Genomic DNA, 24,065 nt, shown 5'->3' with positions numbered 1-24,065 from the left:
CCTACTTCGATGCCCCCTCGGAGGGAGGTGTCCGGGGGGCCTTGAGTGCCTCCAGCGCCTCCAGGCGAGCGGCCTCGAACTCGTCCCCCTTGTTCCAGCGCGGCAGCTCCGTCGCGCGCGCGACGTGGGCTCCGAGCAGGAAGAACAGGCGCGCGTCCTCCACCGCGCCCGTCATGTCCCAGTCCGGGCGCAGCTCGTCGGAGGGCTGGTGGTAGTGCTTCGCCTCCCAGGCCTCGCGCTGCTGGCGGCCCCAGCCTTCCGGGCGACCGATGAAGTCCATGCCGCTGCCGAAGTAGGCGGCGGGGATGCCGCGCCTGGCGAAGTTGAACTGGTCCGAGCGGTAGAAGAAGCCCCGGTCCGACAACTGGTCCGCCTTCACCACTCGGTTCTGCGTCTTCGCCAGCGCGGTGATGACACCGTCCAGGTTGGACTTGCCCAGGCCGATGACGGTGATGTCGCGCGTGCGGCCGTGGATGTTGGCGCCGTCGATGTTGACGTTGGCGGCGACGCGGCCGGCGGGCACGGGCGGGTGCTCGGCCAGATATTGCGAACCCAGGAGGCCCTGCTCCTCCGCTGCCACGGCGGCGAAGAGGATGGAGCGTCGTGGAGCCTGGGGCATCGCACGGTAGGCCCGCGCGACCGCGAGCATCGCTGACACGCCCGCCGCGTTGTCGAGCGCGCCGTTGTAGATGGTGTCCTCGCCCGGCTTGCCACCCTCCTTCTTGCCCAGGTGGTCATGGTGCGCGCTGTAGAGCACCACCTCGCCTGACAGCTTCGCGTCGCTTCCGGGCAACATCGCCAGCACGTTGGCCGTGGGACGGCGACGCACGTCGTTGGCGAAGCGCGTGGACACCGTCACGCCCAGCGGCACCGGCTGGAAGTCGCGCGACTGCGCGGAGGCCCGGAGCGTCTCCAGCTCTCGACCCGCGAGCTGCAACATCCGACGCGTGGCGTCCTCCGTCGTCCAGGCCTTCACCTGGAGGCGGGGGCCCGACGTCGCGGGCAGCTCGAACTGCTCGCCCGTCCACGACGACTGCACCACCTGCCACGGATAGCCCGCGCTGGCGGTGGTGTGGAGGATGATGGCGCCCGCCGCGCCCACCTTCGCCGCCTGCTCGTACTTGTAATCCCAGCGGCCGTACCAGAGCCGCGTCCGGCCCGCGAAGAGGTGGGGATCATCCTCCGGGTCGCTGTTGAGGATGAGCAGCGTCTTGCCGCGCAGGTCCATCCCCTTGAAGTCGTCCCACGCGTACTCCGGCGCCTGGATGCCGTAGCCGACGAAGACCAGCTCGGACGCCTCCAGCTTCGACTCCGGCACCTGCACGCCGGACACCGCGATGAAGTCCTCGTGGAACTTCAGCTCCGCCGTGCCCAGCGGCGCGCGAATGGACATCGTCTCCGGATGGCCGGTGACACCCACCAGGTCGAACGGCTGGAAGTACGTGCCGTCCGTGCCTGCGGGCTTCAACCCCAGGGACTCCAGTTGCGCGGCGATGTACGCCTGTCCCAGCGCGTCGCCCCGGGTGCCGGGGCCTCGGCCCTCGAGCAAGTCACTCGCGAGAAAGCGCACGTGCGCGCGCAACACGTCCGGGTCGATGCTGCTCGCGGCGACCTTCTCCGCGGGGGTGCTCAACGGCGCGCGCTGCGCGAGCGCGGGAACGGACGTCAGGGCCAGGAACAGTGACAGCAGGTGCTTCATGGTGCCCCGAGCCCTAACACGAAGGCCCGGGGCGCCGCAGCCCTTCAGCCCTGAGCGGCCGCCACCTTCCACGAGGTGCCGCCCGCCGTATCCATGATTTCCACGCCCTTCTCCTTCAGCGTGGCCCGCACGCGGTCCGCCGCGGCGAAGTCCTTCGCGGCCCGAGCGGCCGTCCGCTCGCCCAGCAGCCGTTCGACTTCCGCCACGTCGATGCCGCGCTCGCGCACCGCGCGCTCACGACGGCGCAGGAGCCACGCGCTCGGGTCGTCCTCGAACAGGCCGAGCACACCGGACACCTTGCGCACGTCCTCGCGCAGCGCCTGGAGCGTGCGCCCCACCATCGGCTTGTCCTTCACCGGCGGCTTGTCGGTCAGCTCGTTCATCAGATTGAAGAGGCCTGACAGCGCGCTCATGCCTCCCGCGCTGTTGAAGTCGTCGTCCATGGAGGACTCGAATTCCGCGAGGAAGCGATGCGGCTCGCCGTGGAGCGCGCCGGTGCCGAAGTCCTTCCCGGTGATGCGCTCATCCGCCTTGCGCAGCGTCTCGTAGAAGTACTCCATGCGCGACTCCGCGTCGGCCAGGGCCTTGTCGGAGAAGCTCAGCGGATGGCGGTAGTGCGTGGAGATGAAGAAGAAGCGAAGGGCCTCCGCGTCCACCTTCTCCAGCGCGTCGCGCAGGCGCACCACGTTGCCCAGCGACTTGGACATCTTCGCGCCTTCGAGGTCCAGGAAGCCGCAGTGCATCCAGTACTTCGCGAACTCCTGCCCGTTGGCGGACTCGCTCTGCGCGATTTCGTTCTCGTGGTGGGGGAAGATGAGGTCCAGCGCCCCGCCGTGGATGTCGAACGTCTCGCCGAGGTACTTCGCGCTCATCGCGGAGCACTCGATGTGCCACCCGGGACGCCCGGGGCCCCACGGGCTCTCCCACGCGGGCTCGCCCGGCTTGGCGGCCTTCCACAGCGCGAAGTCGAGCGGCTCTCGCTTCAAATCTCCGGGCTGCACGCGCTCACCGACGCACAGCTCGTCCAGGTGCCGCTTGGACAGCTTCGCGTAGTCCTTGTCCGCGCTCACCGAGAAGTACACGTCGCCGTGGGACGCGTAGGCGAAGCCCTTGTCCACGAGCTTCTGGATGATGGCGATGATTTCGGGGAGGTGGTCGCTCACCTTCGGCGCCACGTCCGGCTCCTGCATGTGGAGCGCCTTGGCGTCCTCGCGGAAGATCTCCACGAAGCGCGAGGCCAGCGCCACCGGGGCCTCGCCCGTCTCGTGCGCGGCCTTGATGATTTTGTCGTCCACGTCCGTGAAGTTCCGGACGTAGCGGACCTTCAGGCCCCGGTACCGGAGGTAGCGGACCACCACGTCGAAGGACGTGAAGGTGCGAGCGTTCCCGATATGGATGTAACTGTAGACAGTAGGACCACAGACGTAGACCCCGACGCAGCCCGGTACAGCGGGCTCCAGCAGCTCCTTCTGCATGGTCATCGTATTGAAGAGCCGGATGGGTGGGGGAGTCACTTGCGCCATTCCTCCTGGGGGGTCCGTCTTTGTGCGTGTGACCGCCACTCTAGATTCGCGGTCCCTGAACAGGCCAGCATTCACGAGGTCCTCGGTGCCGGGAGCCCCCCGGAATCCACCGGACCTGGACAACTTCGGACGACCCGGGCCTGAGAACCTTCCAGCCGGTCCTCAATCAGCGAGAATGGTGTTCATGGCTCCAGCGAATCCCAAGCGCCCGCCCCGCCCTCCCCGTCCGCCGGGCACGCAGGCGCCAAAGGAGCCCGAAGTGGAGCTGCCCTTCGACGACGATGAAGTGGCGCCCCTCCAGGCCGACGACCCCCGCCCCCAACGCGTGCCCCAGTTCCCAGCGGGCTCGCGCAAGGGACGCTCGAAGAGTGGCGGCAAGGGACGGGAGAAGAACGACCGGGAGCTGTCCGGCCGGTTCGACTGGGGACGCGAGTATTCGAACCCCGGCCACCCTCCGGCCTTCCTCTACGTCGAGCGCGGCCCCGGCGCGGGCCAGCTCGTGCCCGTGCAGCAGGGGCCGTTGGTCCTGGGGCGCTCGTCCTCGTCGGACCTGCGGCTCCAGCATCCCTCCATCAGCCGGCGCCATGCGCAGATCACCCGGCAGGCCGACCAGGTCTTCATCAAGGACCTGGGCAGCCAGAACGGCACCTTCCTCAACCGCAACCGCGTCACCACCGAGGTCGAGGTGATGTCGGGTGATGAGATCACCCTGGGCAACGCGATGCTGCGGCTGCGCGGCCCTGGCGGCACGCCCGCCGCCGGCATCCCCGCCCTGAGCGGAGCCATCTCCGAGCCGATTCCGAGCAAGCGCGGCCTGGGTCCCTGGGGCGTGGGGCTCGTCGCCGCGGGACTGGGCTCCACCGTCGCGGCGCTCATCACCGTGCTCGCGGTGGGACTCAGCTCGAATCGGACGGTGGCCCCCGACGAGACGGGGCGCACGAGTGGCTCGTCGTCCACGCGGGGACAGGCCTCGCCGTCGGAGAAGCTCGTTGCGGATGATGATCGCCCCCTTCTTGTCGACACGGGCAATGCGCGTCCCAATGGGACCGCCACGGACCGCGCGCAGACTGGCGAACCCCGTGTCGGCGAGACGCCGGCGGGGACGCGGAGAAGCGGCGACGAACGCGCTGAACCGCGTACCGCCACCCGGGACGACAAAGCGCAGGCGACCGGGTCGGGAAGCGACGACTCACGGATCGTCCGAAAGGTCAGCACGTCGCAAGGCGGCACGACGGGGCTGAGTGCCAGGGACCTGGCCACGGGTGCGGCAGGACGACCGGGACAGACGAACACGGGCGTCGGGGCGCGGGACATCGCCGCTGGGCGCGGGGCGCAGACCGACTCCTCCACGAACCTGAGTGCACGGGACATCTCCACTGGCGCTACAGGGCGCGGGGCGCAGACCGACTCCTCCGCGAACCTGAGTGCTCGGGACATCGCCGCTGGCGCCACGCGCGCTCCACGGACCGACACGTCCACCGCGCCCTCGGAACCGCGTCCGACGGCGCTGGCCGCACGAGCGACGCAGCCAGACACCTCCACTTCGACCGCGAGCCTCAGCGCCAGGGACCTGGCCACGGGCGCGGTCCGCGCTCCCGTGCGTGGGAGCCGCGAGTCAACGGAAGAAGTGGCCGCGTTCCAGTCCCTGTCCGATGACGACGCCGCGGCCGCCGAGAAGATCGTCACGAACACGAAGGTCCGCGACAGCAAGCCCTTGGGCCCCGCGTCCGAAACGGAAGTCCTTCGGCTCTATGAAGCGGGCGACGTGACGTCCGCGATGGAGATGGCGAAGTCCGGTCGCTTCACCGCCCTGCACGCCCAGCTCGTCCGCTTCGACTCCGCGGGCAGCGAGGCACGCAAGGCGCTGGCGAAGGGCGACACGATTCGCGCCATCTCCCATCTCACCGTCGCCGTCAAAGTCGACCAGGAGCTGTCCAAGGGATGGAGCCGACTGGGGCCCCAACTGCGCACGCAACTGTCGACGCTGTACGTGCGCTCGGGCGCGGACCACCTCAAGGCCCAGCAGCCGGACGCGGCCCGCTCGGACTTCGAGCAGGCCCTCAAGTACGACTCGGGCAACCGCAGGGCCACCGAGGGACTCAGGCGGCTCCAGCAGGGCCCTTGAGCGACGTGTAGAGCAGCACCGCGTTGAGCACGGCGAAGGCGAGCAGCGCCAGACAGGTCAGAATCCGTCCACGGTCCTCGCCCGGCCGCTCGCCTTCGATGAGCAGCCACAGCCTGCCTTCATGAGGCTGCACTTCACCCATGCCTCGCAGCAACGCGAGCGCATCGCGGTAGCGCGGCGCGTCCTCTTCCGGCAGCAGGCGCCCCCGGATGCCGAAGGGCCGCGAATCGGGCGGAGGCGGCGGCCGTCCGGGCACCCACTCCTCGCCCGGCAAGGCGGGCCGGCGCACGACGAAGGGGGACTCCCGCAAGCCCACCAGCACGAGCAGCGCGCCTCCGTCCTGCTCGTAGGCGCCGCGCGCCGTGGGAACTCCGTGCACCTGCGCGTAGCGATTGGAGGCGAGCGCGTCGAAGCGGTAGTCCCCCTCCACTCCCAACGTCAGGGGCACCGACGAGGAGAAGAAGTACGCCAGCTCCCGCCGCTGCATCACCAGCAGCGCCAGGCTCACCAGGATGCCGACCACGGACGCGAGCGGCCTGACACCCACGCGGCGCCGCGCGAGCCGCGACTCGAGCTCGGCGATGCGTGCGTCCCGCTCGGCCTGGACCCGGGAAGAGGAAGGCGACTCGTTCATGACGTGAAAAGACGAAGCCCCGGACTCCCTACGAGGGAACCCGGGGCTGGAGTCTCGGGCTGGAGCCCGTGACGCTCAGGCGAGATTGAAGATCTTCTTCAGGTCCGACTCGATCTCTTCCTCGGTGCAGTCCTTGGCCAGCGACAGCTCCTTGATGAGCAGCGAACGCGCCGTGTCGAGCATCTTCCGCTCGCCAAAGGACAGGTCCTTGTCACCCTTCAGCAAGTACAGGTCGCGCAGCACTTCGGCGATCTCAAAGACGGAGCCCGTCTTGATCTTCTCCATGTACTCCCGGTAGCGCCGGTTCCAGGTCGTGGAGTCGACCGAGATGTCCTTCTCCTTGAGGATGGAGTAGACCTGCTTGACGTCCTCCTCGCTGATGATCTCCCGGAGGCCGACCGATCCGACCTTGTTGATCGGGATCATGATCCGCATCCCGTTCTCCAGGATGCGCAGCACGTAGAAGGACTGGCGCTGACCGGCCACTTCGGTGTGCTCGATACCCATCACCTCACCGACGCCCTGGCCCGGATAAACCGCCTTGTCACCAGTCTTGAAGCTGGTCTGCACTAACTGCCTCCTTGAAAGACTCGCTCCCGGCCTTCCATCACCAAGCCGGGCACTACTACCACAAACCACATCCACGGGCAACGATATCGCCTTGACCACCCAGGACGCGCCCGACTACGTTGTCGGTTTTCGTACGCGGTATCGCTCGGTGTACGAGCCGGCGTGACGGACGGTGTTGGACGGGGTGGCGGGTGGATCGTTACGCGTGGCGCGACCTGGGGACGCGTCCTCTTTTCTTTCCTGCGTTGAGCTTGCTGCTAGGCGCTCTCTGGTCTCCCGGAACGGACGGCCCGGCCGAGCTATTTCTGGTGTGCGGGGTTTTGCTGGGAGCAATCGGCCTGGCGCTCGCCCGGCTGCCTGGTTCCCATCTGGCGGTGCTGGGCGCACTCTGGATGGCTGGAGCCGGGCTCGCTCGGTGGGAATCCCGGGTCCAAGTCCCGCAGTCCCTGTCGAGGGGCGGCGAGGCCGTGGTGGAGGGCGAAGCCGAGCGGGTCGACCGCCTGGATGAAGCCACCCGGGTGCGGCTGGTGGTGGCGCGTGCGGGGCCCGAGGACGGGACGCTCGAGAGCGCTCGCTTCAAGCTGAACCTGACGCTTCGCGGAGCTCCGCCGCCGTTGCTCGCCGGCCAGCGCCTCAGGGCCCGCGTTCGACTGACGCCAGACACGCCCGCCGCCAATCCCGGAGAGAAGGACTTCACGTCCGTCCGTCGTCGGCAGGGCGTGGCCTTCACCGGGGTGGCGGACGCCGGACGCGTGCTGGTGCTGTCCCGGGCGACGACGTGGCGGTGGTCGATGGAGGACACGCGGGAGCGACTGGCCGAGGCCACCCACCGCGTGGCCCCCTCGCGGGACTCCGCGGCCCTCTTCCTCACACTGGCGGCGGGGCGGCGCGCGGAGCTGGATGCGGAGTGGGAGGAGGCCTTCTCCCGAGCGGGCCTCGCGCACGTACTGAGCGTGAGCGGCCTGCATGTCGCGGCCCTCGCCTTGATGACGCTCGCGCTGTTGCGGCGGCTGCTGGTGCGGGCCGGCGCGCGGTGGCGGAAACTGGATGCCCGGCGGGTGGCGGCGCCCGCGGCGGTGCCGTTCGTCTGGGCCTATGTGTTGTTCACCGGTAGCCAGCCTCCGGCGGTGCGCTCGGCGGTGATGGCGACGGTGGTGCTGTTGGGGTTGGCGTGGTGGAAGCGCGCGGATGGGCTGAATGGCCTGGCCGCGGCGGCGCTGGTGCTGGTGATGTGGGCGCCGTCCAGCGTGGAGGACCTGTCGCTGCGGCTGTCGTTCCTCGCGGTGCTCGGGCTGGTGCTGCTCGTGCCGGCCCTGCGCGGGGCCCTCCCCTTCGCGACGCCGGACCCAGGCGAGCCGCGCCGCTGGGCCCGACTCTGGGGACAGGGACGAGAGACCATGGCGCAGACCTTGTGCGCGAGCGCCGCCGCCACGCTTTCGGGACTGCCCGTGGCGGCCTCGGCCTTCGGGCGGGTGAGCCTGGCGGGACTGCTCTCCAACATCATCGCCCTGCCCCTCTGCGGACTGCTCACGGGCCTGGCGGCGGGTGGGGCCGCGCTGTTCGTGGTGGCGCCACCGCTGGCGATTCCCGTGCTGTGGGCCGGAGCGTGGGCGTCGGAGGCGCTGCTGTGGATCACCCGTGCATTCGCGGCCATGCCCCTGGCCTCCGTGGAGGTGCCTCCGCTCGGGGGTTGGGCCGCGCTGTATGCCTTCGGCCTGCTGACGTGGGCCCTGGGCTCGGGTCGGTGGCGCGCGTGCGGATGGCTTGCTCCCGTGGCGCTCGTCGCGGCGGCCCTCGTTCCCAGGCTCGCGCCCGAGCCGGGCCTGCGCGTCACCTTCCTCTCCGTCGGCCAGGGCGACGCCGTGGTGCTCAGCTCCCGTGGACACCACGCGCTCGTGGATGGAGGCGGCTCACCGAATGGCGCGGACACCGGCGTGCGCTTCGTCCTGCCCTATCTGCGGCACCAGAACATCTCCAACCTGGAACTGGCGGTGCTGTCCCATCCCCATCCGGACCATGCGCTGGGGCTCATCTCCACGCTGAAGGAGATACCCACCGCGCGGCTGTGGCTGCCGGCCGGAGACGAGGGTGGCCCGCTGTCTCGTCAGGTGGTCGCGGCGGCACGTGACGCGAGCGTCGAGACAGTGGAGGCCGGACATCCCTCGCTGCGCCTGGGCGAGGCGACGCTGGAGGTGCTGGGTCCACCGGGGGCCGAGGAGCGCGAGCTGCTCGAGGGGGTGAACGACCGCAGCGTCGTGCTGCGCGTCCGGCATGGAGACGTCACCGTGCTGCTGCCTGGGGACATGGAGCATGACGCCGAAGCGCTGCTGGCGGACACCCTGGACCCGGTGACGGTGCTGAAGGCGCCGCACCACGGCTCGCGCACGTCCTCCACCCAGGCGCTGGTGGACCGCATCAAGCCCCGGCACGTCGTCTTCTGTGTCGGCCGGCGCAACCGCTTCGGCTTTCCCCACCCGGAGGTGGAGGCGCGCTACCGGGCCGCGGGCAGCGAGTGTTGGCGGACGGACATCGACGGCGCCGTCACGGTGGAGAGTGACGGTCGGGATGTCCGGCTGGTCCCTCACCTGACGCGCGAGCCGGCTGGGGAATCCGCGCGACTTGCCGTTGATGCGCGTCATTCCCATCGTTGAGTCGATGAATCCCGAGGACATCGACCTGCGGCAACTGACGGCGGACCTGAAGGACGCGCTGGGCCCTGGGGAGCCCGTGGGCTACCTGCGCGGCAAGTCCCTCATGAGAGATCTGCTCGTGGACCTGAAGGGCTACTCCCAACAGGAGTCCGAGGAGCTCATCGACACGCTGGAGCTCCAAGGCTACCTCCGCTTCCTGGGAGACACTTCGGAGCGCTCCGTGGCGGATGCCCAATGGGACATCACCCCGCACGCGTGAGCGCGCGGTGCCGGTTCCTCACTGGAAGGTGAGCCACGCGAAGCGCGGCAGCGCGTGGAAGTCGCCGACGAAGAGGGGAGAGAAGGCCTGTCCCTCCACCGTGCGCCGGCCGTGGTGCTCCAGCCGGTAGAGATTGAAGCGCCAGCGCTCACCGGGGCGCGGCGGCACGTTCGGCACCTCGGCGAGCTTCGCGAAGGGAATCCGCATCTCCACGGACCAGCCGTCGTCCTTGTCGGACGCGTCGTCCAGCGTTCCGCGGACCTTCACCGCCGACGTCATCCCCGAGTCCCAGGACAGGTCCATCCCCTGCCGTCGCGCGGGGAAGTACGCGTCGAAGTTGACGTTGTGCGGTGACACCTGGAGCTCGTTGTACGTGCGCCCGTCCGCGTTCGCGTCGAGGAAGATCTCCACCACTTCCTGCTCGTAGATGGGGTCATCGCGCTTGCGCAGCGTGCCCCAGACGTCGGGGTCCTCGCAGTCGAAGGCCACGTAGAGGAACGCGTCGTCGTAGGCGAGCCGCGCCTCGGTGCGCAGCTTCACCGGGCGCCCGTCGAAGCTGCCCTGCAGCACCACGGGCGTGGCCCCCTTCCAGACCGCGTCGTCGAGCACGCCATCAATCGTGGGAGCGGCGCTCGCCTTGCGGACGACATACTCGGGCAGCTCCGGAGGCGCGCCGCCGAGCTGTGGACCGAGCATCCGGTGGGAGCCGTCATGGGAGGCGGCGTCATCCACGGGCAGCCGCTCGTCGCCCCTCCAGAAGCCGAGCATGGCCCGGGAGGGCACGGGCGGCATCGGAATGGAGTGGACGTCCTCGATGACCTTGTCCACCGGCCACGAGGCCAGCGGCGCCGCGCCGTCCTGAAACTCGTGGTCCGCGTTGACGAGCATCCCGCCCGTCGCCACGTCGACCACGTGGACGAAGAAGCCATAGCCCTGCGGAGGCGGTCGTCGCGCCTGGAAGTAATGCGCCAGGCGAACCTGCTCGCCCGGGGCGGCGTTCGGGGGTGACACCTTCGAGCCCAGGTACACCACCGAGCCACCCGCGAACGTGGCGCCGCTGCGGAACGTCAGGTCCGCGGGCGCGGCGTCCAGGACGCGGGCCGTCGCGGGCTCGGGCAGACGGGACGGGCGCGGCTTGGGGCCCGCCTGTTCATCGCGGCACGCGGCCACGAGGCACGAGAGAGTCAGGAGAAGGACGGTGATGGGGGTGCGCATCGGCGGCGGGCATCCTAGCGACTTCACGGTGGGGCGTGGGCCCGTTCGCCATGGGAAGCCCTGGCGGCCCTCCACGCACCCGCCCGGCCGAGCCCTCTGCGTCCCATTCGCGTGGCGCAGGCGCCATCTTCCCTTCAGCACCTCACGAGAGGTTTCGCCCATGTCGCGACGTCGCGTGCTCCCTCCGACCCTGCTCCGCGCGGCGCCGACACCTCAATCCCCGTGAGAGAAAGAGGGCCTCTCCATGGCTACGGACACGCCTCCCACGATTCCGCACGAGCTTCGGAAGGAGATCGCCGACGCGCTCCTCCACCTCCGCCCCGAGCACGAGCGGCGCCGGGAGTACGTGCTGGAGTTGCTGGCCACGGTGCTGCTGGCGCTCGCCACCGTCGGCTCCGCCTGGACGGCCTACCAGTCGACGCGGTGGAGCGGTGAGCAGTCCTTCCAGTACAGCAAGGCCAACGCGCTGCGCGCGGAGTCGGTGCGCGCCTCCACCGAGATGGCCCTGCTGGTGGAGATAGACACCAGCGTCTTCAAGAGCTGGGCGGATGCGTGGAACGACAACGACACGCGACGGACCGAGTTCTTCGAGCGACGCTTCCGGGAGGAGTTCCGGCCCGCCTTCGAGGCCTGGCGCGCGGAGTCCACCCGTCCGGATGAGGCGCCAGAGGGAACGCCCTTCACCCGCCCCGAGTACCACCCTGCCCCGGGCACCCGGAGCAAGGAGCTGGCCGAGCAGGCCACCCGGTTCTTCGAGAGTGGGCGACAGTCCACCCAGAACGGCGACAACTTCACCTTCTGCGTCGTCCTCTTCGCCTCCGTCCTCTTCTTCGCGGGCGTGTCGACGAAGCTGCTCCACCCGTCGCTGAAGATCTCCCTCCTCTCCCTGGCCACGGTGATGATGGTGGTGGCGGCCCTCTACATGTTCTCCCTCCCACAGAACATCGGCTTCCGAATCCAGTAAGCCCGGGTTCAAGCAAGGCCGCGCGGAGCGGGACAGCGCGGCGTGGAGCGCACTACGAAGGGAGCATGCGACCCTTCCTCACGGCCACGTGGCGGTACCTCGTGATGCTCAACTACGAGGTGGACCCGAAGGTGCTCGCGCCGCTCGTGCCGCGCGGCACGGAGCTGGATACGTGGAACGGGAAGGCCTTCGCCAGCATGGTGGGCTTCCGCTTCCTCGACACCCGCGTGCGGGGACTCGCGGTGCCCTTCCACCGGGACTTCGACGAGGTGAACCTGCGCTTCTACGTGCGGCACCTCGGCCCCGAAGGCTGGCGGCGCGGCGTGGCCTTCGTGCGAGAGCTGGTGCCTCGGTGGGCCATCGCCACCGTGGCGCGTGTCGTCTACAACGAGCCCTATCTCGCGCTGCCCATGCGGCACGTCGTGGAGATGGAGGGCGCCGAGCAGGGCACTCCGGGTCGGCTCGAATACGCCTGGAAGCACGAGGGCCGCTGGCATCGGCTCTCGGCACGCACGCGCGGCACGCCCATCGAAAGCGCCCCTGGCTCGCAAGAAGAGTTCATCACCGAGCACTACTGGGGCTACACGCCTCAACGCGACGGCGGCTGCGCGGAGTACCGCGTGGAGCACCCGCGCTGGTCCGTGTGGCAGGCGGAGGACGTGGCCTTCGAGTGCGACGTGGCGAGCCTCTATGGCGACCGCTTCACGTCCGTCCTGCGCGGGGCACCCGCGTCGGCGTTCGTCGCGGATGGCTCGGGCGTGGCGGTGTATCCCGGCACGCGGCTTCCCTCCGGAGGGCCGGCGCTCGCCTCCGCCGCGTGAAGTCTTCAGCGGGGCGCGTCTCGCGGCGGGGTGCGTCTCACGCTGGGGATGGACTGACGCCGTCCCGGACGCTCGCCCACGGTAAGCGCGCGATTCCTTGTGCGCCGTGCGGGTCCGCGCGTTGCTCCACGGCGGGCCATGCGCTTCGAATTCCAACACCTGGGCACCACCACGCCCTTCGAGTTGCCCGAAGGACATCACCTGTTGGGAGGCGGTCCCGATGACCACATCCGCCTGGAGGCCCTTCCTCCCCACCTGCTGACCCTGCGCATCGAAGGGCCCCGGCTCATGGTGGAGGCCACGCGGACCTTCACCGTCAATGGCGTGCTCGTCCCGCCCGGTGTCTCGCGACTGGTGCTGCCCGGCGAGGTGCTGGGCCTTCCCGACACGATGCTCCTGAGCGTGCTGCCCGAAGCGCGCGTGGAGCGCGGACTGGGCACGGTCGCCATGCTCAAGGGGCTGCTCACGGGACTCGAGGCCCCGGCTCCCTCTCGCGCCGCCACCCTCACCTGCCTGACGGGACTGGATGTGGGCCGAACCCACGCGCTCGCGGAGTCCCGCACGAAGCTGGGTCGCGGACAGGAGGCCACGCTGCGCCTGAGAGACAGGGCCGTCTCACGCAGCCATGCGTGCGTCCTCCACGACGATGGCGGCTTCACGCTGGAGGACCTCGGCAGCCCCAACGGCGTCTTCGTCAACGGTCAGCGGGTGACAGAGCCGGTGCCGCTGGCCGACGGCGATGTCCTGGAGCTGGGCCGCACGCTCCTGCGCTTCCAGGCGCCGCTGGAGGAGCTGGCCCCCGCGCCCGAGCCGACCGCCGAGCCCGTGCCTCCTGGAGCCCCTCACAGCTCGGAGGGAATCGTCGAGGTTCCGACATCCGGAGGAGAAGGGGCGGGGCTCTCGGAGGCTCGGCCCACCGCGCGCCGTGTGCTCCCGGAGTGGTGGCTCATCGGCCTGGGGAGCGTGGCCGCGCTGGCGGGACTGCTCGTCACCTACGTGCTGGCGACCGGATAGGTCAGCCCGGCATCGGCCCCAGTCCGGCGCGTTCGACGAGAATCCGGGCAAGCGTCTGGTGGTGCCGGAAGAAGCTCGTGAAGTGTACGAATCCCCACTGTCCACGAATCGCGTAGACGGTGACGGGCCCTGGCAGGACGTCCACGTTGCGGATATCCGAGAAGGAGAACCGCCGCGTGCGCACCATGCCGCGGTAGGTGATGCCCCGGGCATCCACGACGATGAGCGTTCGCGCGTAGTAGGTGAGCGAGACGCCGAAGAAGAGGATGAAGAAGCCCGCTGAGAGGAAGGTCTTCAGTGGGACCCCTTCGAACTTGAAGAGGTAGAGCAGCACCGCCACCCAGAGCAGGCCAGCCACCGCCATCGCGGCTGCCAGGCCCCGGCGGGGGCGAAAAAACTGCCGATCGTCCATCCCAGCGTCGCGCCCGGCCATGGCTACAAATTAGTGCCTGGGACTGACAGGATCCACCTGCCCCGGTGCCCGCCTGCCAGCCGGTCAACGCAGCTTCGTGGCCTTCTGTCGAGATTCCTCCTGGAGCTGGACACGGACATCCGCGGCGGACGAGGCGGCGTAGCGCTCGTAGAGACCACGGGCCTCGGCGTTGCGACCGAGGGCGCGGTAGGACTCGGCCAGTCCGTAAAGAGGCGAGGCCGACTGGGGCTCCAACTCCAGCGCGAACTGGTAGTCCGCCGCGGCCTCCGCGTAGCGACGCAGGCCGATGTTCGCGCTGCCTCGCGCCGTGTACGCGACCGCGAGCATGGGCTCCAATTGGATGGCCAGCGTCAGATGCGTCAGCGCGGTGGCGAAGTCCCTCGCGCCGATGCGCTGCACTCCCTGCTCGTAGGCGCGTCGGGCCTGGGCACGTGTCGGGTCCGCGACAGGACCCGAGCCAGGAGCCTGCCCCGCCGCCTGCGGCGAAGCGCCCACCTGGGCCAGCTTCGCGCGAGCCCGGGTGATGTTGTCCTGCGCGCTCTGCCGGATGGCGGTGTCCTGCGTGAGCCGCGTCGCCGTCTCCCACTTCTCCACCGCCTGCCCGTAGTAGCCCAGCACGGCCAGCGCGTTGCCCAACTTGAAGAGGGCCTCCACGTGGCCCGCGTCCGCGTGCGAGGCATCCAGGAAGGCGAAGGCCGCCTCACGGTAGCGGCGCTCCTTCATCAACGCGTCGCCATCGCGGATGCGCGCGGCGGCCAGCGCCGGATTCGACGTGCGCTCCTGCGAGACGTCCGAGGCCGCGCGCGTCGAGGGGAAGGGCAACGGCTCCTGCTGCGCGCTCCCCGTCTGCGAGGCACTTCCCGCCTGGGCGAAGCTCTCCGGCGGTGAGGCGCCGCCACCCGACGAGGCCGTTCCCGCAGGGGCCGCGCTGCCTACCTGCGAGGCATTGCCTCCCGACGAGGCCGTTCCCGCTGGAGCCGCGCTGCCCACCTGCGGCGCGTTGCCCACCGACGAGGCCGTTCCCGCTGGAGCCGCGCTGCCCACGTGCGGCGCGTTGCCCACCGACGAGGCCGTTCCCGCGGGAGTCGCGCTGGCCAGTGTTCCCGCCTGTCCCGCGCCCGGCTGCGAGGCACCCGCCACGGGCATGGCGCTCGGACTCGCGCCCTTCTCCCGCAGCGCTCCGTTCGAAGACTCCGCGCCCACTGCTGGACGTGCCACCTCGTTCGCCGACAGGGGCTGTCCGCCCAGGGCCTTCAGGTGGCCTCGCGCCTTCTGCACCCAGATCTGCTCGGAGGGACGCCGCTCGCGGACGATGTAACCCTGATACGCGGCAATCGCCTGGGCCTTGTCACCGAGCTGCCGGTGACTCTCCGCCAGCCCGTAGTAGCCGTCCGCATCGTCGGGCTCGAGCTGCACGTAGCGCGCGTACGCCCGCGCCGCGGTGGCGGCATCCCCGGCCTTGCGCGCGGCATAGCCCAGGTTGAAGAACGCCATCTTGTGCTGGGGGTCCGCTTCAGTCGCCTCGGTGAAGCGCGCGATGGCGTCCTTCAACTGGCCCTGGCGGAACAGGACGCTGCCCAGGCCATTGAGCGCCGGTGCATACCCCGGCGTGGCGGACAGCGACTCGCGATACGCGGCGGCGGCTTCCTCCAAACGACCGCCGGAGAGCGCCGACTCGCCGCGAGCGAATGCGGCCCGGGTGGGCTCGGAAGGCTCCGCTGCGCCGAGCAGCAACAGCGCGGACAGGGCGATGACGGACCTGCGCACGAAAACCATGACGTCCCCCAGGGGGTGGCTCCTGGCTGCCGTAGCAGAATCCAGGGACGGCGTCACGGCGGTCCCGCACCCTCGGTGGGAAGTTTCCTCCGAGGGTGCGCTTCCCAGCCTCAGCTCCGGAAGGGGTTCTGCAGCAACACCGTCTCACCGCGGTCCGCGCCCACGGAGACGCACACCACGGGCACGCCGCTGATCTCCTCCACCCGTCGGACGTAGCGCTTCGCGTTCCCCGGCAGCTCGTCGAAGCTGCGCACCCCCGCGAGCTTCTCGTCCCAGCCGGGCAGCGTCTCGTAGATGGGCTTCACGCGCGCCAGGTCCTCGTAGTCACCGGGCAGCTCGGTCACCTTCGTGCCATCCAGGTCGTACGCGTTGCAGAGCTGCAGCGACTTAAGCCCGCTGAGCACGTCGAGCTTGGTGAGCGCGATGCCCCACAGGCCGTTGACGCGCACCGCGTAGCGCAGCACCACGCCATCCAGCCAGCCGCAGCGGCGAGGACGACCCGTCGTCGCGCCGAACTCGTCACCCACCTTGCGCAGCTGGTCGCCAATCGCGTCGGTCAGCTCCGTGGGGAACGGACCACCGCCCACGCGCGTGGTGTAGGCCTTGCTGATGCCCATCACCTTGTCGATGGCCGTGGGCCCCAGGCCCGAGCCCACCGCGGCATTGCCGGCCACGCAGTTCGACGACGTGACGAAGGGATAGGTGCCGTGGTCCACGTCGAGCAGCGTGCCCTGCGCGCCCTCGAAGAGGATGCGCGCGCCCTTGCGCACCTGCTCCGCGAGGAACAGCGAGGCGTCGTGCACGTAGGGCTTGAGCCGCTCGCCCAGGCCGGAGAACTCGGCCAGCACCTGCGGCACCTCGAGCTGGGGCACGGGGACGCCCGCCTTCGCGCACAGCTCCTTCAGCTCCTCGAGCGCCTGCGGCAACCGCTCCTCGATGCGCTTGCGCAGCCGCTCCGGGTTGAGCAGGTCGCGCATGCGGATGCCCCGGCGCGCGACCTTGTCCTCATAGGACGGGCCGATACCGCGACCGGTGGTGCCAATGGCGCTGTCTCCCCGAGCCTTCTCGCGGAAGCTGTCCAGCAGCTTGTGCCACGGGAAGATGACGTGGGCATTGTCGGAGATGAGGAGCTGCGAGTCCTCCTTGAGGAAACCGCGCGCCTTGAGCGCATCGATTTCGCCCACGAGCACCGCGGGGTCCACCACCACTCCGTTGCCAATGACACACGTCTTGCCCGGGTGGAGGATGCCCGAGGGAATCAGGTGCAGGACGGTCTTCTGACCGTTCACCACCAGCGTATGGCCCGCGTTATTGCCGCCCTGGAAGCGGACGACCAACTGGGCATGCTCGGTAAGGAGGTCGACGACCTTGCCCTTACCCTCATCTCCCCACTGCGCTCCGATGACGACGACGTTCGGCATGGTGCCCGCCGCTTAGCACGCGGAAGGGGCCGGGTGACAGTGTTCCGAGAAGCCACAATGCAGGGCCTGGCAGGTCGCCACCTCTCGTCCCGCCCAGGTCCCTCGGACCTCCCCCCGGGCCAGTGCACGCGCCGCGCCCGCGAGCCGCCCGGCCGCCTCCTCCTCCCCTGCCCCACCCATGCTCCACTCGGGCTCCGGACGGGCCTCGCCCAGGAAGACGACGCCCACACGGACGGGGACACCCCCCCGCACCATCCGTCGAGCCGCCAACGCCAGCGCCGCCAGCTCATGCGTGTACGCCGTGGCCCCCAGCGGATGTCGCCCACCTGACTTGTAGGCCAACACCACGGCCTCGCCCCGTGGCGACTCCCACAGGACATCCACCACGCCCTCCAGGCAGACGCCGTCCTCCAGCACCAACGAGAAGGCCAGGTTCCGGTGCACCGCGCGCGACGGCGACTCCGCGAGCAAGCGAGCGAAGTCCGTGACGAGGAAGCGCTCCACCGTGCCCAGGACGTCTTCCATGCCCTCCTCGTCCGGCAGCGCGCCCGCCTCGCGAAGCAGGGTCTCCAGATGGGCCCGGCGCTCGCTCGCATCCACGTCACGCGCCGACGCGAGCCGCAGGTCCACTCCGCGCAGCAACTCGCGCACCAACTCCGTGGGACTCTTCGCTGGCAGCCAACCTTCCGGGTCGACGAGGAGCGGCTCCTCTCGCACGGGCACCTCCCACGGCCAGGGCGCGCCGCGAAGACCCAGCCGGTGCAGGTAGTGGAAGCGGCGCGGACAGGCGAGGAAGTCCTGCACCGCGCTCACCGGAGCGGAGACTCCCGCGGGCGACTCACCCAGCTCAAGCAGTCCACCCCGCACGCGCAAGAGCGCGGCCTCCACGCGGGACTTCGCGAGCACGAGCGCCTCCGGCCCGGGAGGCGCCGGGTCGGGAGGAGGCGGCAGCTCATCCACGTCCACGTCGTCCACCAACTCGCGCGTGGCGACATCCTCCAGCCGGGCATCGACGAGATGCCACCACGATTCCTTGCTCGACCGAGGCTCAGCACCGCCGGAGAGGACCAGCAGGTCGCGCGCGCGTGTGAGGGCCACGTAGAGCAGGCGGCGATACTCGGCGTCCTCACGCGCCTTGATTTCCTGACGCACCGCCTCGAAGCGGTTGGAGGTGTATTCCTCCACCGAGTCGGGGACCCACGGCTTGAGGGCGATGCCGTGCGAGCGCTCGAAGTGCGCGCGCGCCGAGGTGCCCCGACGCTTGCTGCCCATGGCCGGCACCACGACGATGGGCCACTCCAGCCCCTTGGCGCGATGGATGGTGAGCAACTGCACCGCGCGAGGGTCTCCCGCGTCCAGCAGGTCCGCCTGCGCCTCGTTGGGCTTGGACTCGGCCAGCATGCGCAGCTCGCGCGCGAAGGCCACGCAGCCGCCCGTGCCACGCTCGTCCCGCCGCGACGCCAGCGACAACAGCTTCTCCACGTTGGCGCTCGCCTGCTCCGCGTAGGGAGAGCCCGCCAGCGCCTCGCGATACCCCGTCATGTCCAGCGCCGCGAGCAGCAGCTCCCTCACGCCCAGCCGGTCCCGCTCGCGACGCAACACCGGCAACGCCGCCAGGAACCCCGCCAGGCGCACCCGCTCGCGCTCCGACAGCTCCGTCAGCACCGTCTCATCCGTCAAGCGCGCGGACGCGAGTGACAGCGGCTGCTCTCCGGCGAGATGGAACAGCGACGCGTCGGTCAATCCCACCAGTGGTGAGCGCAGCACGGCCGCGAAGGCGAGCGCGTCCTCCGAGTCCGCGAGCAGCGCCAACAGCGAGGCCAGGTCCAGCACCTCCTGCGCGCCGTAGAAGCCGCGCCCGCGCAGCACCCGGTGCGGCACGTGGTGCCGGATGAGCGCCTGGCGATAGATGTCCAGGTGCGTGAAGGTCCGGAACAGCATGGCCACGTCACCACCGCGCGCGGGCCGTGCTCCTTCGCCATCCTCGCGTTCCACGGTGGGCGCCGCGCCCGGCGCGAGCAGGATGCGCAGCCGTCGCGCCACGCAGTCCGCATCCAACCAGCGCAAGTCGCCCGCGGTCTCCTGCTCCTCCAGGTGGAGCCGCTCCACCGCGGGTGACTCGGAGAGCGAGTCACGCTTCGGAGACAGGTCGTCCTCCTCGGGGACGTAGATGACCTCGAACGGACGCGGCGCCTGGGAGTCCGCCGCCACCATCACCCCGGCGAAGGCGTGATTGAAGAAGGACAGGAGCCCCGGCACCGAGCGGTAGTTGTCCTGGAGGAAGCCTCGCGTGCCACCCTCGTCGACAATCTTCCGCGCGAGCACGGTGAACACGGAGACATCCGCGCCACGGAACTCGTAGATGGACTGCTTGCGGTCTCCCACCGCGCAGAGGAACGCGGGCTCCAGCGGCAGCGCGGACACCAGGTCCACGTCCGGCGCCAGCTCGCGCGGACCTTCCTCGCGCCGCTCCGCGAGCAACAACACCAGCTCCAACTGGAGGCGATTGGTATCCTGGAACTCGTCCACCATCAGCGCGCCCACGCGCTCCTGCGCCTGTCGGCGGAACTCGGGATGATCTCGCAGCAGGTCTCTGGCCTTCACCAGGAGCGACGTGAAGTCGAAGACGTTGCGACGGGAGAACTCCGCGTCGTGCCGGGTCTCCACGCGGCCCAGCAGGTCGCGGAACGTGGCCTCGAAGGGTGCGGTATGCCACGCGGCCCAGGCATCCACCAGCATGCGCACCGGCTCGCTGCCCTTGCTCTTGCGCTTGTAGATGCGCCAGTAAAGCTCCCTCACGGGGGTGGCGGCGCCCTTGCTGAGCTTCGAGATGTTGCGGGTGTCCGTCGCGAAGCAGGCGCGCAGCCAGGGGTAACGGTCACCCTTCTGGAAGTTCTCCGCCGTCAGCCCATGGAGTGCCTTCTCCAGCGCGCCCACCAACTGTCCCCACTCGCCCTTCGCATCCAGCGCGCGTGCGTCCGCGCACAGCCGCAGGCACTCGTTCACCGCGTCATCGAACTCCGCGTGAGCCTCGGCCGCGTCGCCGACAGGCGCGAAGGCCGCCTTCAGCCCCTCCTCACGCAGCTTGCCGTAGACGGACACCAACGCGGCCACCAAACCATCGGAGAAGCCCGAGTCGGAGAAGCCCAGCTCCTGACACAGCTCGCGCACCTGCGCGTCACCCGCCTCCAGCGCGTCCAGCACCACGCGCTCGACCACGTCCCGCACGAGACTGGAAGCCTCCAACTCGTCCAGCACGTCGAAGCTCGGGTCGATGCCCACCGCCGGAGGGGCCCGCCGAAGCAGCTGGCCGCAGAGCGAGTGGAACGTGCCCACCGTGGCCGAGCCCAGCTCCTCGCGCAGCTGCCGCCACGCCTCGGGCAACGGGAAGGGCCGGCCCAGCCGTTCGAGCGACGCGCGCAGATCCTTTTCCTCGTCCGATGGGACGTCGCCCTGGGCCAGCCCATCCAGACGCTGACGCACACGGGAGCGCATCTCCGCCGCGGCCTTGTCCGTGAAGGTCAACATGCACAGCCGCGCGGGACGAATCGGAGCGCTCGCCTCGCGCGCACCGGCCAACAGGTGCAGCGTCATCGTCACCAGGCTGTACGTCTTGCCCGCGCCAGCACCCGCCATCAACGCGAGGTTGCGCTCCAACGCGAGCAGGGTGGGCTCCGCGCTCATCCACCCTCCTCCGCCATCTGGCGATCCGTGATGCGGCACACTGCGCGGAAACCACACGAGCCGCAGTCCTGGGGCCGCGCGGCGAACTGGCCCGCGCGCAGCGTCTTCACCAGCGACTCCACCGCGTTGGGCAGGTTGCGCCCCTCCTTCGCCGCGACCATCGCCCGCACCTCTGGGTCCGTCGAGAGCAACTCCTCCAATTCCTGCGCGGGGACGACATCCGACAAGAGGATGGTGTTGCCGGTGCGCAGCGAGAACCACGCGGCCTGGCTCGCCGTCGCATGCCCGCTCTCCCGGGCCGCGAAGAGATACAGCGGCAACTGGAAGTCCGACGTGAGCAGCTTCTTCTTCAAGTCGCTCTTGTCCAGGCTCCCGGACTTGTAGTCGATGACGCCCACCTCGGAGCCCGAGACGTCGAGCCGGTCGATGGTCCCCTCGAAGACGATGGCGTCCCCTTCAATGGGGAGGATGACGCTGCGCCAGCGGTCATCCTGGGCAGCGGGACCGAACTTGAGTTCGAAGCCCTCCGGCACCATCCGCTCGAACGGGAGTCCCCGGCTCTCGTCCACCAGGATGCGACGGGCCATCGCCCGCGCCTTCTCGTGCGCCAGCTTCCACAGCGCGGGGTGCCCCACGTGGTGGAACCTCTCGAAGTGCGCCACCGCGGACTGGAGCGCCGTGTCGAGCACCTCGTCCGGCACATCCTCCGGGGCCTTGCCCAGGAGCTGGTGCTCCTTGAGTGCCTGGAACACCTCCTCGACCACGCGGTGCCAGAAGGTGCCACGCCCTCGCGCGTCGAACTCCTCGCCCGGGCGGTCCGGCTCGGGCACCTTCAGTCCGTACGTGAGGAAGCCCTGGAAGCCACAGTTGCCGAAGCGCGCGAGCGCGGACGCGGACAACGGCCGCGTGAGGTCGAAACGGAAGGCCTCGCGCAACGACGCGCGCAGCGTGTTCCTGTCCACCGAGCCCGTGTAGTTTCCCGGCTGCTTGTTCAGGTCGCCGAAGAAGTACAGCCGCTCCACCTCCACCAGCGACAACTCGCGGGCGCCCGAGTACCAGGCCTCCTTGTCGAAGTGATTCTTGAGCAGCGACGCCGCGGCGTCCGGCTCGGTGATGCGCAGCTTGGGAGGCGACAGGGCCTCCAGCGCGACACAGCGACGCAGCTCGGACTCGGACAACACCTCGTCGAGCGAAGGGATGGGCGGCAACGAGCGCGGCTGCCACGTCAGCGCGGTGAGCCGACGCACCTCCTCCAGGAACGAGGACGGCACCTGCTCCTGCCCCCCCGAGCCCTCCATCGAGAACGACAGGCTCAGCGTCTCCTCCGCCGCCGCGAGCGCGCTGGCGAACAGCAGCCGGTCCTCGGTGAGCCGCCACTGCGCGCGCTCCTCGAACTCGCCGCCCGTGAGCCGGAACACATCCCGCCCCAGGTGCTGGTTGAGCGCGGACCGCTCCGCGTCCCCGAGCAGCGGAGAGGGCGCGTTGCGTCCGGGGAAGCGTCCCTCGGTGAGCCCCGCGATGAAGAGGTGCCGGAACGAGCGCCCCGGGACTCCGGCGGCCTCCAGCACCTCCACCGCGGCGCCGCGAGGTCCCCGCGCGGGCAGGTGCGCGTCCGCCATCGCATCGCGCAGCCAGCGGCCGAAGGTGCGACGGCGCAGCACCGGACCGCCTCCCACCGCCTTCATCGTCCGCAGCAGCCCCTGGACGCGCTGCCGGAGCGCCTCGCGCGCGGCCTCGTCGCGGGCACGTGCATCCAGCGCGCGCGCCGCGAGCCCGCCTTCCTCACGAGCCTCCAGCACACCCTCGGAGTCCATCAACCCCAGCCGCTCCACTACGTACCACCACGTGGCCAGCAGCTCCGCGACGGTGCCCTTCTCGGGGATGCGTCGGCAGTAATCCACCAACAACTGGCAGCGCTCGCGCAGCAGGCGCACGGCGTGGATGCGCGCGGTTGCGTCCTTCTTCTGCGCGCTCTGCAACGCCTGGAGTCGACGCGCGAGTCCATCCAGGCGAACGTCGTAGGCACCGCGTCCGCGCAAGGCACCCAACCGGTCATCGCGCACGGCCGCGAGCGCGAAGAGGCTCGCGGGAGCCTCCGGGCCTCCGCGCGACAACGTCGGGGCGTAGCGACTGCCGACGAGCTCCGCGACGCGCTCGGCCGGGAAGCCATCCTCCACCAGGAGCGGCAGATCCAGCGCCAGTCGCACCGGCCCCGCCAGCGCGAGCGGCTCGCCCCAGGGCAGGCGCACCGGCACGCCCAGCTCTCCGAGCGACTCCGCGAGCCACCCGGCCTCCGGACCCAGCTCGCGGTAGGCGATGGCGATGTCCGCGGGTGACGCGCCATCGGCGATGAGCCTGCGCACGTCCCGCGCCACCAGCCGCGCCTCGTCCCGTGCCGTGGCCGCGCTCCACACGCGCGGATGGAGCTTCGCGTCCTTCAACACGTCACGCGGCGCGCGCGGCGAGAAGGCGAAGCGCCCCAGGTCGATGAAGGGCCGGGCCTCGAAGGTGACGTCCGCCTTGAAGAGGTCCACATGCGGCATCGTCTCGCCACGGTTCTCGAACGCCCGGAACAGCGAGGCCAGCGCCGCGTCCGCCACCGGCGAGCCACCCACCGGCGTCTCCACCCGCAGCGTCACGCGCCGCGACTCACACGCGGCGGCCAGCGCCAGCAACAGCTCCAGGCCCGAGGGCCGCACGTCGTAGACGCCGTGCAGGACGAGCGTGCCCACGCCATCCCAGCTCGCGGGCCACTCGCCGCGCCCCAGTGCCTCGCGTGAGCCTCGGAGCACGTCCTCGCGGTCCGCGAGCCCCAGCTCGGCGAGCTTCTGCTCATACAGGTGGTACAGCCGGGCGAGCACCCGCACGTGCTTCTGCCGTTCGGGCGGGAGGACCTCCACCGCGTCCTGCAGCTCGCGCGGAGACAGGCGCCCCGCCTTGAGGTCCAGCACCACCTCCAGCCCCGCGCGAGCGAAGGCCGGCTCCCGGACGTACTCCCCGAAGTGCGTGGGCCCCAGCAACGGGCCCAGCGAGGCCAGCACCGCACGCGCGCCCACCGCCGGGCAGGGACGGCGATTCAGCTCGCGAGCGCCGCCGAGGGCCCCCAGCAGCTCATCCCAGGTGAGCAGGTCCGTCCCCAACGCCAGGCCCCGAGCGTTCCGCTCCGCCCGCAAGGCGGCCTGACGCCGACCGGCATCGGGGAACACGTGGAGGGTGCGAACAGGGCGGGCCATGGATGCGCGGAGTGTAGAACGACCAGAGGGGTCGCTTTCATGC

Annotated in this window: 16 protein-coding genes; 6 read left to right on the top strand and 10 right to left on the bottom strand. The window is 70.1% G+C overall.

Features of this window, described 5'->3' with window-relative positions:
- Position 1: 1 nt before the first annotated feature.
- Positions 2–1,699: a M28 family metallopeptidase gene (locus G4D83_RS30495; RefSeq protein ID WP_205522749.1), complete on the bottom strand. Its 1,698-nt coding sequence runs from the start codon at positions 1,697–1,699 to the stop codon at positions 2–4.
- A gap of 44 nt (positions 1,700–1,743) precedes the next feature.
- Positions 1,744–3,222, bottom strand: coding sequence for a cysteine--tRNA ligase (gene cysS / locus G4D83_RS30490; protein ID WP_163868373.1), 1,479 nt, complete (start codon positions 3,220–3,222; stop codon positions 1,744–1,746).
- 184 nt (positions 3,223–3,406) lie between these two features.
- Between cysS and G4D83_RS30485 the strand changes: the two genes are divergently transcribed.
- Positions 3,407–5,347 (top strand): FHA domain-containing protein, encoded by a 1,941-nt coding sequence (locus G4D83_RS30485; RefSeq protein ID WP_163868372.1) that lies wholly within the window; start codon positions 3,407–3,409, stop codon positions 5,345–5,347.
- Here G4D83_RS30485 and G4D83_RS30480 read toward each other — a convergent pair.
- Entirely contained in the window at positions 5,322–5,981 is a 660-nt protein-coding gene (locus G4D83_RS30480; protein WP_163868371.1) for a hypothetical protein, read from the bottom strand. The two genes, G4D83_RS30485 and G4D83_RS30480, sit on opposite strands and share 26 nt — an antisense overlap.
- Before the next feature lie 75 nt (positions 5,982–6,056).
- The gene (locus G4D83_RS30475; RefSeq protein ID WP_047859039.1) at positions 6,057–6,551 is read right to left on the bottom strand and encodes a CarD family transcriptional regulator; all 495 of its coding nucleotides are present in this window, start codon (positions 6,549–6,551) and stop codon (positions 6,057–6,059) included.
- A 191-nt stretch (positions 6,552–6,742) separates the two neighbouring features.
- On the opposite strand from G4D83_RS30475, the gene G4D83_RS30470 reads away from it, so the two are divergent.
- Positions 6,743–9,202, top strand: a complete 2,460-nt coding sequence (locus G4D83_RS30470; RefSeq protein ID WP_163868370.1) for a DNA internalization-related competence protein ComEC/Rec2 — start codon at positions 6,743–6,745, stop codon at positions 9,200–9,202.
- Between the two features lie 4 nt (positions 9,203–9,206).
- Positions 9,207–9,461 carry a hypothetical protein gene (locus tag G4D83_RS30465; RefSeq protein WP_163868501.1) on the top strand — a complete coding sequence of 85 codons (255 nt, stop codon included), beginning with the start codon at positions 9,207–9,209 and terminating at the stop codon, positions 9,459–9,461.
- Between the two features lie 18 nt (positions 9,462–9,479).
- Here the strand turns inward: G4D83_RS30465 and G4D83_RS30460 are convergent, their stop codons facing one another.
- Complete coding sequence (locus G4D83_RS30460; RefSeq protein ID WP_163868369.1) at positions 9,480–10,676, bottom strand: carbohydrate-binding family 9-like protein; 1,197 nt, start codon at positions 10,674–10,676, stop codon at positions 9,480–9,482.
- 244 nt (positions 10,677–10,920) lie between these two features.
- Here G4D83_RS30460 and G4D83_RS30455 point away from each other — a divergent pair, with 244 nt between their 5' ends.
- The 3 genes from G4D83_RS30455 (at position 10,921) to G4D83_RS30445 (ending at position 13,475) form a co-directional block, all read left to right on the top strand.
- Positions 10,921–11,640 (top strand): hypothetical protein, encoded by a 720-nt coding sequence (locus G4D83_RS30455; RefSeq protein ID WP_163868368.1) that lies wholly within the window; start codon positions 10,921–10,923, stop codon positions 11,638–11,640.
- A gap of 65 nt (positions 11,641–11,705) precedes the next feature.
- The gene (locus tag G4D83_RS30450; RefSeq protein ID WP_163868367.1) at positions 11,706–12,461 is read left to right on the top strand and encodes a YqjF family protein; all 756 of its coding nucleotides are present in this window, start codon (positions 11,706–11,708) and stop codon (positions 12,459–12,461) included.
- 138 nt (positions 12,462–12,599) lie between these two features.
- Positions 12,600–13,475 (top strand): FHA domain-containing protein, encoded by an 876-nt coding sequence (locus G4D83_RS30445; protein WP_163868366.1) that lies wholly within the window; start codon positions 12,600–12,602, stop codon positions 13,473–13,475.
- Position 13,476: 1 nt separating this feature from the next.
- Here G4D83_RS30445 and G4D83_RS30440 read toward each other — a convergent pair whose 3' ends face one another.
- From G4D83_RS30440 to G4D83_RS30420, 5 genes are all read right to left on the bottom strand, one after another.
- Positions 13,477–13,908: a PH domain-containing protein gene (locus G4D83_RS30440; RefSeq protein ID WP_163868365.1), complete on the bottom strand. Its 432-nt coding sequence runs from the start codon at positions 13,906–13,908 to the stop codon at positions 13,477–13,479.
- 63 nt (positions 13,909–13,971) lie between these two features.
- Positions 13,972–15,684, bottom strand: a complete 1,713-nt coding sequence (locus tag G4D83_RS30435; protein ID WP_163868364.1) for a tetratricopeptide repeat protein — start codon at positions 15,682–15,684, stop codon at positions 13,972–13,974.
- A 110-nt stretch (positions 15,685–15,794) separates the two neighbouring features.
- On the bottom strand, positions 15,795–17,105 hold the full coding sequence (locus tag G4D83_RS30430; protein WP_163868363.1) for an adenylosuccinate synthase: 1,311 nt from the start codon (positions 17,103–17,105) through the stop codon (positions 15,795–15,797).
- A gap of 12 nt (positions 17,106–17,117) precedes the next feature.
- Entirely contained in the window at positions 17,118–20,789 is a 3,672-nt protein-coding gene (locus tag G4D83_RS30425) for a UvrD-helicase domain-containing protein (RefSeq protein WP_163868362.1), read from the bottom strand.
- The gene (locus tag G4D83_RS30420; RefSeq protein ID WP_163868361.1) at positions 20,786–24,022 is read right to left on the bottom strand and encodes a PD-(D/E)XK nuclease family protein; all 3,237 of its coding nucleotides are present in this window, start codon (positions 24,020–24,022) and stop codon (positions 20,786–20,788) included. Before G4D83_RS30420 ends, G4D83_RS30425 begins: the two co-directional genes overlap by 4 nt.
- Between the last annotated feature and the right edge of the window lie 43 nt (positions 24,023–24,065).

Origin of the sequence: Myxococcus eversor, from assembly GCF_010894455.1 — a bacterium.
In the GTDB taxonomy this organism is placed as follows: Bacteria; Myxococcota; Myxococcia; order Myxococcales; family Myxococcaceae; genus Myxococcus; species Myxococcus eversor.
This window is presented reverse-complemented; position numbering and strand designations above follow the sequence as displayed.